The following is a 13748-nucleotide window of genomic DNA, read 5'->3' on the forward strand; positions in this document are numbered from 1 at the left end:
TCGTCCTCCCCTTAGTGCATCGTTACGCGGTCAGGAACCGGCTTGGTTTTATCCATCTTGGTATAGATAGGCATCCCCAAGAAGAACACAAAGTAAACCACCGATAGTACCTGTGCAATAACGGTACGGACATTGGTTGAAGGCAGCGCACCCAAGATACCAAGGCCGATAAAGGCAATCACAAACAGCGTGAGCATGGTTTTGTAAATCGGGCCACGGTAGCGGATCGATTTAACGGGTGATTTATCCAACCAAGGTAGTGCCGCAATAATCATGGTTGCTGCGCCCATCGCTAATACACCCCAAACCTGTGTGCCAAGGAAAGAAGGCACAGCACGTAAAATGGCGTAGAACGGGGTGAAGTACCAAACGGGCGCAATGTGCGCTGGAGTTTTTAGTGCATCAGCCGGATCAAAGTTTGGGTGCTCAAGGAAATAGCCGCCCATTTCTGGTGCAAAGAAGATAATCGCGCTGAATACCGCAAGGAATACGGATACGCCGAAAATATCTTTGATGGTGTAGTAAGGGTGGAAAGGAATGCCATCGAGTGGAATACCAGTCTTAGGGTCTTTCTTTTTTTTAATTTCTACGCCGTCAGGGTTGTTAGAGCCTACTTCGTGCAGGGCCACAAGGTGGGCTACAACCAGCGCCAGCAGCACCAGCGGCAGTGCAATGACATGTAGAGCAAAGAAGCGGTTGAGCGTGGCATCAGACACCACAAAGTCACCACGAATCAGTACCGATAGATCTGGCCCGATAATAGGCAAAGAGCTAAACAGATTCACAATAACCTGTGCACCCCAGAATGACATTTGGCCCCATGGCAGTAAATAGCCTAAGAATGCTTCAGCCATCAGGCAAAGATAAATCATCATGCCAAAGACCCAGATCAGCTCACGCGGCTTTTGGTAAGAACCATAAATCAAGCCACGGAACATATGCAGGTAAACCACCACAAAGAACATCGATGCGCCGGTGGAGTGCATATAACGAATCAGCCAGCCGCCCGACACTTCACGCATGATGTATTCGACAGATGCAAAGGCGACCGAGATATTAGTACCTGGAATCAACGAGCCATCTGGCTTGTAGTTCATGGTGAGGAAAATACCGGTGACAATCTGAATCACCAATACCAGCATCGCCAATGAGCCGAAAAAATACCAGAAGTTAAAGTTTTTTGGTGCGTAGTATTCGGAAATATGTGCTTTCCAGGTGGAGGTTAGCGGGAAACGCTCATCCACCCAGTTGAGGGCCTGTTGGCCCATCTCTTGTGCTTTGCTCATGGGTCAGCCTCTTATTTATCGTCGCCAATCAACAACCGCGCTTCAGTAATGTACTTGTGCGGTGGAATGACGAGGTTTTTCGGAGCTGGAACGCCAGAGTACACGCGGCCAGCGAGGTCGAATTTGGAGCCATGACATGGGCAGTAAAAGCCACCTAACCAATCCGAGCCTAAATCGGCAGGAGCCAGATCCGGACGGAAGGTTGGCGAACAGCCCAAATGTGTACAGACGCCAAGTGCTACCCAAATTTCGGGTTTAATCGAGCGGGCAGCGTTGTTGCAGTATTCTGGTTGCTCGCTGTCTGCAGATGTTGGGTCCGTTAGCTTGCTATCGAGCTTTGGTAAGTTCGCCAGCATTTCTGGAGTGCGTTTCACAACCCAGACTGGTTTACCCCGCCATTCGGTGGTCACTTGTTGGCCCAGTTCAAGCTTACTGATATCCAATTCTACGGGTGCACCCGCAGCCTTGGCTCGCTCGGAAGGAAAAAAACTGGCAATAAAAGGCGTGGCTACACCCGCCCCTGCTACCGCTCCGGCAATGCCCGTGGCGATCAGCAGGAATCGCCGTTTGCTGTTATCTACTTGCTGGTCACTCATAACCCAATCCCTGATTGACGGCTAAAACCACCAAATTCTACCTGAAACGACAGGGGAACTTAAAGCTTTGCGCGCATGTCATCGATAATTTATCTTGCTCCTAGCTGATAGGGAGGCCAAGAACAAGCGTAAGTACGTCGTTTTGTGGAAGTTAATATCCGCTTTTATAGCCCATATCAACCGATCATTTCATCTGGCCCCATACCTGTGTTTTGGCTTAGGGTGAGCATAAACCTATATTTGGCATATATTTTACTCGTTATTAGCAGCGTAATGCATATGCTTAACTTTCTTTCATTACTCCAAGGCAATTACCTGGTTTCGGCGTAAGTTTGTAACTCTTCGTGTATTTTATCCGCCACAGCATCGGTTATTTCGCTCACGTTTTCGCGTGCGGTTCCGGGCGCGGTGATCTGCCAAACGCGTGCTGAGAGTTGAAAGCCACCTTCAACAGGGGACAGCAAATAGCTCATTCTTGCTTCGGTGGCTTGCGTTACATTAGGAATCTTCATGCTGAATTCTAGCCGCTGTGAAGTTCTACGCTTAAGTAGCATGCCTTTTTGTTTACGGTACTGCACGATGTCATCAAAAATGGCTTGGGCTTGCCTATCCTTAATCACAATAATGTTGTCGCTGAGATTGGGTAAATTGACGGCACTAGGGACTTTAGTATTTGGGGCCGGCGCTGTTTTTTGGCGGCTAGGGGGACTGGCACAAGCAGAAAGGAAGACGGCGCAGCTTAGGGCAATTAAAAGACGTTTCATTAGACGGGATTCGCAAGGTCAAGATGGATATGTTCTAGCCCATATTGGCTGGCTAGGTGCTGACCTAGGGCTTGAACGCCATAGCGCTCGGTGGCGTGATGCCCAGCGGCGATAAAACTTACACCGCTTTCATTGGCCAAGTGGGTGACAAATTCAGATGCTTCACCAGTAATAAAACAATCAATGTTTAAAGTGGCCGCTTCGTGAAAAAAACTTTGCGCGCCACCGGTGCACCAAGCCACGCGTTTGATGATGCGCTCATCGGTACCAATTACCAGCGGAGATCGTTGTAATTGCGCATCAATTTGCTGTGTGAATTCTGCCAAAGTGGCCGCTGTTTTGAGTTCGCCGATCCACGCTAGCTTTTGATCGCCAAATCGTCCGGTTTCGCTGAGCCCAAGTCTTTGGCCCAATTGTGCGTTATTACCCAGCGTTGGGTGCGCATCTAGTGGAAGATGGTAGGCGAATAAATTGGTGTCGTTGGCGAGCAGCTTGGCGATACGGGCTTTTTTACTGCGAGTGATGCAGGCGTTTTCACCTTTCCAGAAAAAGCCATGATGCACAATTAAAGCATCGGCGTTTAAGTCGATTGCGGCATCAATTAAGGCCAAGGAAGCCGTCACCCCTGTGACAATGCGCTGCACCTCGGGGCGGCCTTCAATTTGTAGCCCATTTGGGCAGTAGTCACGCCAACTGTCTACAAGTAGCAGTTGTCCGATATAATTTTCTAGATCTTGTCGTGCTATGGGCATTTCAACAGCGCCTTGGAAATCATGAAAAAACTTTGGTTAATTTTCGCACAAACTACGACTGCAGGTCTTGCGGTCTGGTTCCTTGTTTCATTACTTCGTCCTGATTTAGTGCGTCAACCCGCGCCCGCGCCGGTGGTTACTGTGCAGCAAAATCACTCGGACATTGCATCGACCCCTGCTGTGGCATCGTATAGCCCTGCGGCAAAACTGGCGATGCCTTCGGTGGTAAATATCTACACCGCCAAAGAAATGAAGAAGCAGCTGCCGCCTTTATTCCAAGATCCACGCTTTAAGCGTTTTTTTGGCGATCGCTTGGGCGGGGATGATCAGCGTGCTTCTAGCTTGGGTTCGGGTGTGATTGTCTCTGATCAAGGTTATATCATCACCAATAACCATGTGGTTGAGTCTGCTGATGAGATCGAGGTGGCCTTGTCAGATGGCCGAACTGCCTCAGCTAAATTGATAGGCGCAGATCCAGATACTGATTTAGCCGTGATTAAGATTGAATTAGACCATTTACCCGCAATTACTTTTGCCAATGGAGCAAAAGCAGAAATTGGCGATGTGGTTTTGGCGATTGGTAATCCATTTGGTGTTGGGCAAACGGTGACGATGGGGATTATCTCTGCCTTAGGCCGATCCGAATTAGGCATTAATACTTTTGAGAACTTTATTCAAACTGATGCACCAATTAATCCGGGTAATTCAGGTGGCGCTTTGGTGGATACCAAGGGGTATTTGGTCGGAATTAACACTGCAATCTACTCCAAAACGGGCGGCTCCTTAGGGATAGGCTTCGCTATTCCCGCCACAACGATTCGTCAAATCATGGATGCTTTGATTAAAGACGGTAGCGTAACGCGGGGCTGGCTAGGGGTAGAGATGCAAGAGGTTACAACAGAGCTGGCGGCCTCTTTTCATTTGGTGGAAGCCAAAGGGGCTTTGATTGCCGGTGTAGTGCGTGGCGGCCCTGCGGATAAAGGGGGCTTAAAGCCTGGCGATATCTTGCTGAAAATTGGCAGCGATGAAGTGCAAAATGCCTCGGGAATGCTTAATTTGATTGCTGCATTTAAGCCAGAAGACGAGGTGGTGATGCAGGTGTTTCGTAAGGGAACACCTGTATTGTTAACGGTTAAATTGGGTAAGCGGCCAAAATTTAATCGGCAGTAGTTGTGTCAATAAAGCAAAAAAATCCACGCATTTGCGTGGATTTTTTGCTTTAGGCTAGGGTCTATTGACGTTTCATTCGCCATTGCGCTGAGCCGGAAAACGGCCAGACACAAGGCATGTGACGAAGGCAATAACGGGTTATTGTCGAGGAGCATAACGCAGTGAATGGCCATTTTCCGGCTCAGCCCTTTGGGTTTAGCCCATTTTTGGGGCTGCACGGCGTTAAAAATCGCTGATGGTACTCGTACCATGTCGCCATTTTCTCCTTGTTCAGCCCCAAAACTGGGCCAAACGCAGCCGTGAATGAAACGTCAACAGACCCTAGCAAGGAGGCGCTACGGCTTGGTTGCTTCCCGTATCAATGAAGCCATCGCTAATCCAGCTGCCTACGCTTAGGCGGTTCCAGAGCTGAGTTCGCCCCCATACGCCATCTACCCAGTCACCCTGTGAAGTGCAGACAATGGCGACGGCTTCACCTCTTTGCAATGAGCCAACAATAGCGGCGCTGAGCGAGGGAGACTGGCGCAGATTAACCGTATTTTCATTATTGCCCGGCGTCACTTTGCCAGAAGGTAAGGCGTTGCCTCCGCCATAATTGAGTAATTCGCCGCCTACATTAACCTGCTTGCCATTGCGTGAGGCATAGCCTTGGTAAGGGACATTGCCTTCACGAAATAACCAGCCGCCAATAACTTTGCCATCAACTGGAGTTTTATTACTGCCTTGCTTAAGGGCAAAGTGCACGTGTGGGCCTGTGGTGGAGCCACCGCAAGGCAGACCCACCCCGATATTGCCCAGATAAGTGCCTTTGCGCACCGCAGCACCATTACTCAAATTAGTGAGGTTCTCCATATGGTAATAACTACTGGTGAAACCATTATCGTGGACAAGGGTAATTAGCCCACTGCCATTACGTAAGCAGCTTTGATAAATGAGCCCATCACGCGGTGCCAGTACTCTGCCATTACCACCTGCAAAATCCAGAGAATTAAACGGGCGGCTGGTTTGATCGTCACCATGCGGCCCACCTGTGAGGCGCCATGCAGTGCCTTCTGCCCAAGGCAGCCCAAGCCCTGTCTGTACTTCTGCCAGTGGCGCAAGGGGTTTTTGACGTTGATTCACGCTCTGGGATTGCAGGAGCAGCTTTCTTTCATTGGGGGCAAAGAGTGCATCAGGTGCTTGTTCTAGCAATAGCGCATATTGCTCGCTGCCCTCGATGGCCACTCGCCAGTGGTTCGCGATGTATTGCGCCATAAAGAGCCGTGTTTCGGGCACATCATCAAGGTGTGAGGGCAGGATGAGGGTGGCACTACCCAAAATCCAGTGCTTATCGGGGTGTGTTTTTTGGATTTCAATCAGAATCCCTTGCTGAACGGTGGGTTGCAGCTGCATGAGCATGGCTTGGCTCGCTGCTTTTTGCAGTTCGGGGCTGATTTCTGCCGCAGGTGCTGTGCTAAAGAGAGTGGCGGATAAAATGAGTACGGCAAGCTGGGTAAGGCGCTGACTACGCATACAGACCTCCTTTGATAAAGGATGCAAGCGGCCTAAACGGTGTGTTAGTCCGCTACAAGGCTTCGCAATTCCATTTTTGTAAAACAGAATTGCGAAAGTGTATGGTCAGGTCTTTTGTGGAGTAAGTCAATGTTTTAAAAGATTAAATACATGCTTCCTCTTGCTGGCGTGATTCTGCTTAGCTCCCTTGCAGCAAACGTATCTCGGCGGCAGCGAGGTTATCGCTTTCCCCAAGTAGCACTAAAATATCGCCTGCTTGTAATTCAAAGCTGGCATCGGGCTGGGTAGGGCGCATATTGCGGCGGCGTACGCTACGTACCTCGATGTGTAGTTTATCGAGTTGTAATTCGCCCATATGTTTACCAATGGCTGCAGCTTCATTGGAAAGATAAATGGTATGCAGGCGTGGTTGTGGTCGGTCGCTGTTTTCTGCGTCTTCGCTTACGCCACGGTAAAAGCCGCGTAACAGTTGATAGCGTGCTTCCCGCACTTCCCTTACACGGTAAACCACTTTATTAAGCGGTACGCCCAACAGCATGAGAGTGTGCGATGCAAGCATCAAGCTGCCTTCCATAATCTCGGCCACCACCTCGGTTGCGCCTGCGTCTTTCAGCTGATCAATATCGCTATCGTCTTGGGTGCGGATAATCACCGGCAAATCGGGCCGAATGCTGTGTACCACTTCTAAAATCTGCATAGCGGAGTGCGTTTCGGCGTAGGTCACCACAATGGCACTGGCGCGCATGAGCCCAGCGGCCATCAAAACTTCACGCTTGGCCGCGTCACCATATACCACCGAATCGCCTGCGGCAGAAGCTTCTCTGACGATATCAGGGTCTAAATCTAGGGCAAAAAAGCCAATGTTTTCTTGGTTTAAAATACGTCCTAAAGATTGGCCGCTGCGGCCATAGCCACACAAGATAACGTGACCTTGGCTTTGCATGCTGCGTACGGCAATTTGGTGCAAATTGGCGGCTAGGTTCATCCACTCTGAACGCGCAAGCCGTAGCACTATTTTGTCTGAATGCTGAATCAAAAAGGGGGTAATCAGCATTGATAATACGATGCCCGCGATTGTGGTTTGCAATAGGCTATCAGGGAGTAGTTGGCTTTTGGAGGCTAGTGCCAGCATTACAAAAGCAAATTCACCACCTTGGCCAAGGGTGAAGCCTGTGCGCCAAGATGAGCCGGGCGTACTGCCAAAAATTCTTGAAAGGGCTGCGATCAGTAAGATTTTGCCAGGGCCAAGCAGGGCCAGTACTAAGAGCACGTGCCACCATTGCTTTAGCAGTACCGAGTAATCCAGATTCATCCCAACGGTAACAAAAAATAGCCCGAGCAGCAGGTCACGAAAAGGCCGGACATCGTCTTCTACTTGATAGCGAAAATCAGTTTCTGCAATCAGTATTCCCGCTAAAAACGCACCTAAGGCTAGGGATAAACCTGCTAGCTCGGTGATCCATGCAATCCCCAGTGTCACTAGTAAAAGGTTGAGCATAAAGAGCTCGCTGGAGTGTTGCCTTGCCACAATATTGAACCAAGGCCGCATCAATTTTTGCCCAAAGTAGAGCAAAACCAGCAAGACCACGATGATTTTTAGCGCAGCCAAACCCAGCGCCATCAGCAGCTCATTACCAGGAAAATTTAGCACTGGAATCATAATAAGAAACGGCACTACGGCTAAATCTTGAAATAGCAAAATACCGATGGCGTTTTGTCCGTGCGGCGAGTGCAGCTCATTGCGCTCAGCCAGTAGTTTTGATGCCATAGCTGTGGATGACATAGATAAAGCGCCCCCCAACGCCAAACCTACCTTCCAATCTAGCCCCGCTATTAAGCAAATCGCCATGACCACACCCACCATCGTCAGTACTTGCATGGCTCCTAGGCCAAATACAATGTGGCGCATGGCATTGAGGCGAGCAAGGTTAAACTCCAGCCCCAAGGTAAACATCAGAAACACCACACCAAACTCTGCTAGGTGGGTGGCTTCGTCGCTACTAGGAATAAAACCAAGGGCGTGTGGCCCAATCAGTAGCCCGACCAGTAAATAGCCCAGCATGGCCGGAAGCTTTAAGCGACGACAAAGCACCACCGTTAATACGGCAGCGGCAAGTAAAAGTAATAAGGAGGATAGCTGGATGGACATAGGGCTCAAGAAAATGGGGCATTGCTGGTTGGGCTTTATCCTACTGCGAAGCAGTGGCTTGGGGGCGTTGGCGGCATCTTACTCGCCATTTGTATGACGGCATTTGGGGGTATTGCTCTAAATACTAACTTGCCCACATGCGGCTTCCCTATGCTTTATTTAACCTTGAATGCTGAATTATCCATTAAGTTTATGCATTATTATTGATCTTGCTTGGCATATTGCCAGAAGACGCAGGTGGCGGGAGAGGGGCTGCATCTCTTATACTTTCGCGCATATGAAAAATGCCAAATTTATCCTCGACTGCGCCAAGCGCGTATTGCGGGCTGAGGCTGAAGCGGTTTCTGCTCTGGCCGATCGACTCAATCCTAGTTTTGTCACTGCCTGTGAATTAATTCTAGCCTGCCAAGGGCGAGTTATCGTGCTTGGTATTGGTAAATCAGGTCATATCGCTAAAAAAATAGCCGCGACGATGGCCAGTACGGGCACGCCGGCTTTTTTTGTTCATCCTTCTGAAGCTGCGCATGGCGATTTAGGCATGATTACCCGCTGCGATGTGGTGCTGGCTTTATCTAACTCCGGCGAAAGTGATGAAGTGATTGCTTTGCTCCCTAGCCTTAAACGCTTAGGCATCCCCTTGATTGCTATGACGGGTAATGAGCAATCTACTTTAAGCAAACAAGCGAACGTACATTTGGATTCGGGAGTTGCTCAAGAAGCCTGTCCGCTGAACCTAGCTCCAACGGCAAGTACCACGGCAGCCTTGGCCTTGGGCGATGCGCTGGCGGTGGCTTTATTAGAGGCGCGTGGCTTTCAGACTGAAGATTTTGCTTTGTCTCACCCCGGTGGTAGCTTAGGGCGGCGCTTATTGGTGCTTGTGCGCGATCTAATGCATACCGGCGATGCTTTACCCGTGGTTCGGCAAGACGTATTACTGCGCGATGCCCTATTGGAAATCAGCAAGAAAGGCATGGGAATGACCGCCGTGGTAGATGCTGCAGGTCAGCTACTCGGGATATTTACCGATGGGGATTTGCGCCGTGCACTGGATCAGGGTGTCGATGTGCGTGATACTCCTGTATCCACGGTGATGACTTTAGCACCAGCAACGATTGAATCACATAAATTAGCCGCCGAAGCGGTGCAGCAAATGGACGCACGCCGCGTCAATGGTTTGCTGGTGTTAGAGGCTGGGATCTTGGTCGGTGCGATAAATATGCATGACCTACTTCGCGCCCGTGTCGTTTAAAATCAGCAAAAAAAGCTGTGTATATTTCGTGTTCAAATTTTTGCCCTTGAACCTGAGCTTATCGAAAGCATGAGGTTATATTTATGTTTCTGTAAGATTATTACAAACGACTTTGTTTGAGCTTGTATGAGCAAGAGACATAATCAGGAATAAAAAAAGGAAAAATAATGCCAGATAAAGCCAAAGCGGTTCGCTTAATGATTTTTGATGTTGATGGCGTAATGACAGATGGCAGTCTGTTTTACAGCGATAGTGGCGAAGAACTAAAAGCATTTAATTCCCTAGATGGCCATGGCTTAAAAATGTTGCACACCAGCGGGGTAAAGCTAGCCATTATTACCGGGCGTACTTCTAAGCTGGTTGAAAAGCGTGCCAAAGACTTAGGTGTAGACTACCTCTATCAGGGCGCTCACGATAAAGGCGCAAGTTTTGAAGAGCTACTGAAGGTGGCAGGCCTTAGCGCGGACGACTGTGGTTATATGGGCGATGATGTGATCGATTTGCCAGTGATGCGTCGGGTAGCCTTTGCCGTTGCCGTGCCTGATTCTCCACAATTAGTGCGTAAACACGCTCACTACATTAGCGGTAGCCAAGGTGGCCGTGGTGCAGTACGTGAAGTCTGTGAGTATCTGATGCAGGCGCAAGGCACATTTGATGCAGCTATGGCGCCGTACCTCGCCTAATGGCTGTTCCCGGTACTACTCGCCTGCTGCCCTTGGCTTTAGTGTTGTTGCTGGGCGGATTGACTTGGTTGCTAGATAGAGCGGCTACCTTGCCAAGCGCAGCGTATGCGGTGAATTCTGATCAGCCAGATATGTTGGTCGATAGCGCCACCGCCGTGCGGTTTGGAGAAGATGGCCGCCCCGTTTCTCAGCTGACGGCCACCCATGTTTCTCACTTGCCTGTTGGCGATATTACTTGGCTAGAAAAGCCCCATTTGCGTTATACCGCAGCAGAGCAACCTCGTTTGGATGTAACGGGCGAGCGGGCTAAGTCAATTAAGCAAGGCAGTGAGGTTTGGTTTCCTGGGGCGGTTAAAATGGTGCGTGCAGCCAGTGGTACACAGGCTGAGCTGGTGATTAATAGCCGCGATATGCAGGTTTTACCCCAGCAGGGCATTGCCAGCTCCGATGCCCCAGTGCACGCCGTAATGGGCACTTATGTTGTTGAGTCGGTGGGTTTTATTGCTAATTCTAATACCGAAACACTGGAACTTAAATCTAAAGTCAGGATGAGCTATGAACCGCTTCGTACCCCTTAACGCCGTATTATTATTTTTGCTTGCTGGCCCCGTGCATGCAGAAAAAGCCGACCGTGAAAAACCCATTAAAATTGCCGCTGCAAATTGCGTGATGAATCAAAAGACTCAGGCCAGTGTCTGTACTAGTGACGTGGTGCTGACTCAAGGTACGCTCAGTATTCGTGGCGATAAGCTCACCGTGCGCCAAGATGAAGCGGGCAATCAGTTTGTTGCTGGTAACGGCAGCCCAGTGCGGTTTCGGCAGAAAATGGATGGCGGCAATGAGTGGGTGGATGCAGAAGCCCAGCGTTTTGATTACGACGGGCGCACCGGTATTCTAAAACTGCTAGATAAAGCTTGGGTAAAGCGGGGCGAAGATCACATTTATAGCGATGTAATCACTTACGATTTAAACAATGAAGCTTACCAAGCGCAAAGTAAAACAGAAGGTGGCCGGGTGAATATCGTGATCAATCCGAAAAAGGCTCCCGCTCCATGAGTAGTTCTTTACGTGCAGAACAATTAGAAAAGCGCTACGGCAAACGTACTGTAGTGCGTGATGTCACGATGGAAATTTTTAGTGGCGAAGTGGTTGGCTTGTTAGGCCCTAATGGCGCGGGCAAAACCACTAGCTTTTATATGTTGGTAGGCTTGGTGGCGATGAATGGCGGGCGGATTATGCTCGATGGTGAAGATATCGGCCATTTACCCATTCATCAGCGAGCACGGCGAGGTTTAGGTTATTTACCTCAGGAAGCATCTATCTTTCGTAAAATGACGGTGGCGCAAAACATAACTGCAGTGCTAGAGCTGCATTACAAAAATCGTGTTGAGATTGATGCCCGCCTTGACGAGCTGCTCAATGATTTGCATATTGCTCATTTGCGGGATGCTGGGGCAATGGGCTTATCAGGTGGTGAGCGGCGGCGGGTAGAAATTGCCCGTGCACTTGCGGCAAACCCACGTTTTATCTTGCTGGATGAGCCATTTGCAGGTGTAGACCCGATTGCAGTGATGGATATTCAACGTATTATTGGTTTTTTAAAGCAACGTGGAATCGGTGTGCTAATCACTGATCATAATGTGCGTGAAACCTTAGGTATTTGTGATCGTGCGTACATCATCTCAGAAGGTGCGGTGATGGCGTCTGGTGTTCCAAAAGATATTGTGGCTAATGAAAGTGTGCGTCGAGTGTATCTCGGTGAACATTTCCGTATGTAAATGAAACAAACCCTGCAGCTGCGGCTTTCCCAGCAACTTAACCTCACGCCACAATTGCAGCAGGCTATTAAGCTGCTGCAGCTTTCTACGCTTGAGTTTCAACAAGAGCTTGAACAGTATCTAAACGACAACCCCTTGCTGGAGCGTGGCGAGGAGGCCCCCGCAGGGGAAGCTGAGCAGCCCGAGCCGCAGTGGGAAATGGGCGGGGATGATGATGGTTTGCGCTGGGAAGGTACTAGTCATGGAAGCTCAGATGACGATAATGACTTCGACCCCGCCACCAATATTGCGCGTGATTTAGATTTACGTGAATACCTGCTGCAGCAAGCAGGTCTGCTGCAGCTGCCGCATCGGGATAAGTCTTTGTTGTTGATGTTGATTGAAGCTTTGGATGATGATGGTTTTCTTTCTCAGCCCTTAGATGAAGTCTATTCTCAGCTGCCAGAGGAACTTATCCAAGATTATGAACTCGAACTTGATGACTTGAAGATTGCTTTAATTCGCTTACAACATTTAGAGCCCTTAGGCGTTGGAGCTCGGGATACCGCCGATTCATTATGCTTACAGTTGCGTCAAAAACAGCCGAGTGCCGCTAAAGATTTAGCCTTGAAAATTGCCCAAAATTCACTCGATTTATTAGCTGGACGGGACTACACTAAGCTTAAACGAGCCTTTAAATGCGAGGATGCTGAGTTAAAAGCTGCGCAAGAATTGATTGTAAGTTTAAACCCAAGGCCGAGTGCACAGTGGTCTGTAACCTCACCAAGATATGTAAGCCCTGATGTGGTTGTGCAAAAAGTACGCGGGGTTTGGCGGGTTAGATTACACGATGCATCTATGCCAAAATTACGCGTTAACCGGCTTTATGCAGATATCTTACAAAAAGGCGATGGTGCTCATTTAGCGCGCGAGTTACAAGAAGCGCGTTGGTTGGTAAAAAGTGTGCAGCAGCGTTTTGATACGATTTTACGAGTAGCAACAGCAATTGTAGAGCGGCAGCGGGCATTTTTTGAGTACGGTGAAGTGGCGATGCGCCCTTTGGTGTTGAGGGATATCGCTGAAGAGCTCGATTTACACGAATCAACTATTTCTAGAGTCACCACGCAAAAATACATGTTAACGCCGCGTGGTTTGTATGAGTTTAAGTACTTTTTTGGTAGCCATGTAGATACGGACGCCGGTGGTGAATGTTCTGCAACCGCTATCAAAGCTTTGATAAAGCAGATGGTGCAGCAAGAAGATAAGAAAAAACCTTTAAGTGATAGCGTATTGGCAGAAGCATTATCCGCCCAAGGTATTGTGGTAGCGCGTCGTACCGTTGCTAAATACCGTGAGGCGTTGCAGATTTACCCAGTAAGTCAGCGCAAAAGTTTGTAAGGCCCCAACGGAAGGAGTAACCCTATGAATTTGAATATCAGTGGCCATCATCTTGAAGTAACCCCATCCATTCGTGAGTACGTGAACAGTAAAATGGAGCGGGTTATCAGGCACTTTGATAATGTGATTGACGTTAATGTCATCCTCTCCGTGGAGAAACTGCAACACCAAGTTGAAGCTACCGTTCATGTTCGCGGACGCGATATCCACGTTGAAGCAACGGATGAAAATATGTACGCAGCGATTGATTTTTTGGCAGATAAACTTGATCGTCAAGTTGTAAAGCACAAAGAAAAATCAATGGATCATCGCAACGAATCCATCAAACAGCATCAACCTAGCGCTGAATAAAGCGATTTCTTTCACCTTAGCGGGAACCGGTTTAATCGGGTTCCCGTTTTTGTTTTCAAGCTACGGCGCTACAATAGCTGT

At 49.0% G+C, this 13748-nt stretch carries 14 protein-coding genes; 8 read left to right on the top strand and 6 right to left on the bottom strand.

Annotation, left to right across the window (positions count from 1 at the left end; all coding sequences use genetic code 11):
- Positions 1 to 11 precede the first annotated feature (11 nt).
- The 4 genes from C1H71_RS09525 to C1H71_RS09540 all read right to left on the bottom strand — a co-directional run bounded on the left by C1H71_RS09525 (position 12) and on the right by C1H71_RS09540 (position 3398).
- Positions 12 to 1286, bottom strand: coding sequence for a cytochrome b (locus tag C1H71_RS09525; protein WP_130106350.1), 1275 nt, complete (start codon positions 1284 to 1286; stop codon positions 12 to 14).
- A gap of 11 nt (positions 1287 to 1297) precedes the next feature.
- Entirely contained in the window at positions 1298 to 1882 is a 585-nt protein-coding gene (gene petA / locus C1H71_RS09530; protein WP_130106351.1) for a ubiquinol-cytochrome c reductase iron-sulfur subunit, read from the bottom strand.
- Positions 1883 to 2193: 311 nt separating this feature from the next.
- A complete protein-coding gene (locus C1H71_RS09535; RefSeq protein WP_130106352.1) occupies positions 2194 to 2646 on the bottom strand; it encodes a hypothetical protein in 453 nt (150 codons plus the stop codon).
- Entirely contained in the window at positions 2646 to 3398 is a 753-nt protein-coding gene (locus C1H71_RS09540; protein ID WP_223146027.1) for a Nif3-like dinuclear metal center hexameric protein, read from the bottom strand. Before C1H71_RS09540 ends, C1H71_RS09535 begins: the two co-directional genes overlap by 1 nt.
- A 21-nt stretch (positions 3399 to 3419) precedes the next feature.
- Here C1H71_RS09540 and C1H71_RS09545 point away from each other — a divergent pair, with 21 nt between their 5' ends.
- Positions 3420 to 4568 carry a Do family serine endopeptidase gene (locus tag C1H71_RS09545; protein WP_188053694.1) on the top strand — a complete coding sequence of 383 codons (1149 nt, stop codon included), beginning with the start codon at positions 3420 to 3422 and terminating at the stop codon, positions 4566 to 4568.
- 321 nt (positions 4569 to 4889) lie between these two features.
- Here the strand turns inward: C1H71_RS09545 and C1H71_RS09550 are convergent, their stop codons facing one another.
- Positions 4890 to 6080, bottom strand: a complete 1191-nt coding sequence (locus tag C1H71_RS09550) for a M23 family metallopeptidase (protein ID WP_130106353.1) — start codon at positions 6078 to 6080, stop codon at positions 4890 to 4892.
- Between the two features lie 178 nt (positions 6081 to 6258).
- Positions 6259 to 8229, bottom strand: a complete 1971-nt coding sequence (locus tag C1H71_RS09555; protein ID WP_130106354.1) for a monovalent cation:proton antiporter family protein — start codon at positions 8227 to 8229, stop codon at positions 6259 to 6261.
- A 277-nt stretch (positions 8230 to 8506) separates the two neighbouring features.
- Between C1H71_RS09555 and C1H71_RS09560 the strand changes: the two genes are divergently transcribed.
- The 7 genes from C1H71_RS09560 (at position 8507) to hpf (ending at position 13667) form a co-directional block, all read left to right on the top strand.
- A complete protein-coding gene (locus tag C1H71_RS09560; protein ID WP_130106355.1) occupies positions 8507 to 9478 on the top strand; it encodes a KpsF/GutQ family sugar-phosphate isomerase in 972 nt (323 codons plus the stop codon).
- A gap of 167 nt (positions 9479 to 9645) precedes the next feature.
- Positions 9646 to 10161 (top strand): 3-deoxy-manno-octulosonate-8-phosphatase KdsC, encoded by a 516-nt coding sequence (kdsC, locus tag C1H71_RS09565; RefSeq protein WP_130106356.1) that lies wholly within the window; start codon positions 9646 to 9648, stop codon positions 10159 to 10161.
- Positions 10161 to 10739: an LPS export ABC transporter periplasmic protein LptC gene (gene lptC, locus C1H71_RS09570; protein ID WP_130106357.1), complete on the top strand. Its 579-nt coding sequence runs from the start codon at positions 10161 to 10163 to the stop codon at positions 10737 to 10739. Before kdsC ends, lptC begins: the two co-directional genes overlap by 1 nt.
- Positions 10717 to 11217, top strand: coding sequence for a lipopolysaccharide transport periplasmic protein LptA (lptA, locus tag C1H71_RS09575; protein ID WP_130106358.1), 501 nt, complete (start codon positions 10717 to 10719; stop codon positions 11215 to 11217). The genes lptC and lptA overlap by 23 nt, the downstream gene beginning before the upstream one ends.
- Complete coding sequence (gene lptB, locus C1H71_RS09580) at positions 11214 to 11939, top strand: LPS export ABC transporter ATP-binding protein (protein ID WP_130106359.1); 726 nt, start codon at positions 11214 to 11216, stop codon at positions 11937 to 11939. The genes lptA and lptB overlap by 4 nt, the downstream gene beginning before the upstream one ends.
- Positions 11940 to 13316, top strand: coding sequence for an RNA polymerase factor sigma-54 (locus C1H71_RS09585; protein WP_130106360.1), 1377 nt, complete (start codon positions 11940 to 11942; stop codon positions 13314 to 13316).
- Positions 13317 to 13340: 24 nt separating this feature from the next.
- Positions 13341 to 13667 carry a ribosome hibernation-promoting factor, HPF/YfiA family gene (gene hpf, locus C1H71_RS09590; RefSeq protein ID WP_130106361.1) on the top strand — a complete coding sequence of 109 codons (327 nt, stop codon included), beginning with the start codon at positions 13341 to 13343 and terminating at the stop codon, positions 13665 to 13667.
- Positions 13668 to 13748 lie beyond the last annotated feature (81 nt).

This window comes from Iodobacter fluviatilis (assembly GCF_004194535.1).
GTDB lineage: Bacteria > Pseudomonadota > Gammaproteobacteria > Burkholderiales > Chitinibacteraceae > Iodobacter > Iodobacter fluviatilis_A.

Coding starts and splice junctions, on each gene's coding strand:
- C1H71_RS09555 (WP_130106354.1), bottom strand. CDS start 8,229: ATGTCCATCCAGCTATCCTCCTTATTACTTTTACTTGCCGCTGCCGTA.
- C1H71_RS09540 (WP_223146027.1), bottom strand. CDS start 3,398: ATGCCCATAGCACGACAAGATCTAGAAAATTATATCGGACAACTGCTA.
- C1H71_RS09560 (WP_130106355.1), top strand. CDS start 8,507: ATGAAAAATGCCAAATTTATCCTCGACTGCGCCAAGCGCGTATTGCGG.
- C1H71_RS09525 (WP_130106350.1), bottom strand. CDS start 1,286: ATGAGCAAAGCACAAGAGATGGGCCAACAGGCCCTCAACTGGGTGGAT.
- C1H71_RS09585 (WP_130106360.1), top strand. CDS start 11,940: ATGAAACAAACCCTGCAGCTGCGGCTTTCCCAGCAACTTAACCTCACG.
- C1H71_RS09550 (WP_130106353.1), bottom strand. CDS start 6,080: ATGCGTAGTCAGCGCCTTACCCAGCTTGCCGTACTCATTTTATCCGCC.
- kdsC (WP_130106356.1), top strand. CDS start 9,646: ATGCCAGATAAAGCCAAAGCGGTTCGCTTAATGATTTTTGATGTTGAT.
- C1H71_RS09545 (WP_188053694.1), top strand. CDS start 3,420: ATGAAAAAACTTTGGTTAATTTTCGCACAAACTACGACTGCAGGTCTT.
- C1H71_RS09535 (WP_130106352.1), bottom strand. CDS start 2,646: ATGAAACGTCTTTTAATTGCCCTAAGCTGCGCCGTCTTCCTTTCTGCT.
- hpf (WP_130106361.1), top strand. CDS start 13,341: ATGAATTTGAATATCAGTGGCCATCATCTTGAAGTAACCCCATCCATT.
- petA (WP_130106351.1), bottom strand. CDS start 1,882: ATGAGTGACCAGCAAGTAGATAACAGCAAACGGCGATTCCTGCTGATC.
- lptA (WP_130106358.1), top strand. CDS start 10,717: ATGAACCGCTTCGTACCCCTTAACGCCGTATTATTATTTTTGCTTGCT.
- lptB (WP_130106359.1), top strand. CDS start 11,214: ATGAGTAGTTCTTTACGTGCAGAACAATTAGAAAAGCGCTACGGCAAA.
- lptC (WP_130106357.1), top strand. CDS start 10,161: ATGGCTGTTCCCGGTACTACTCGCCTGCTGCCCTTGGCTTTAGTGTTG.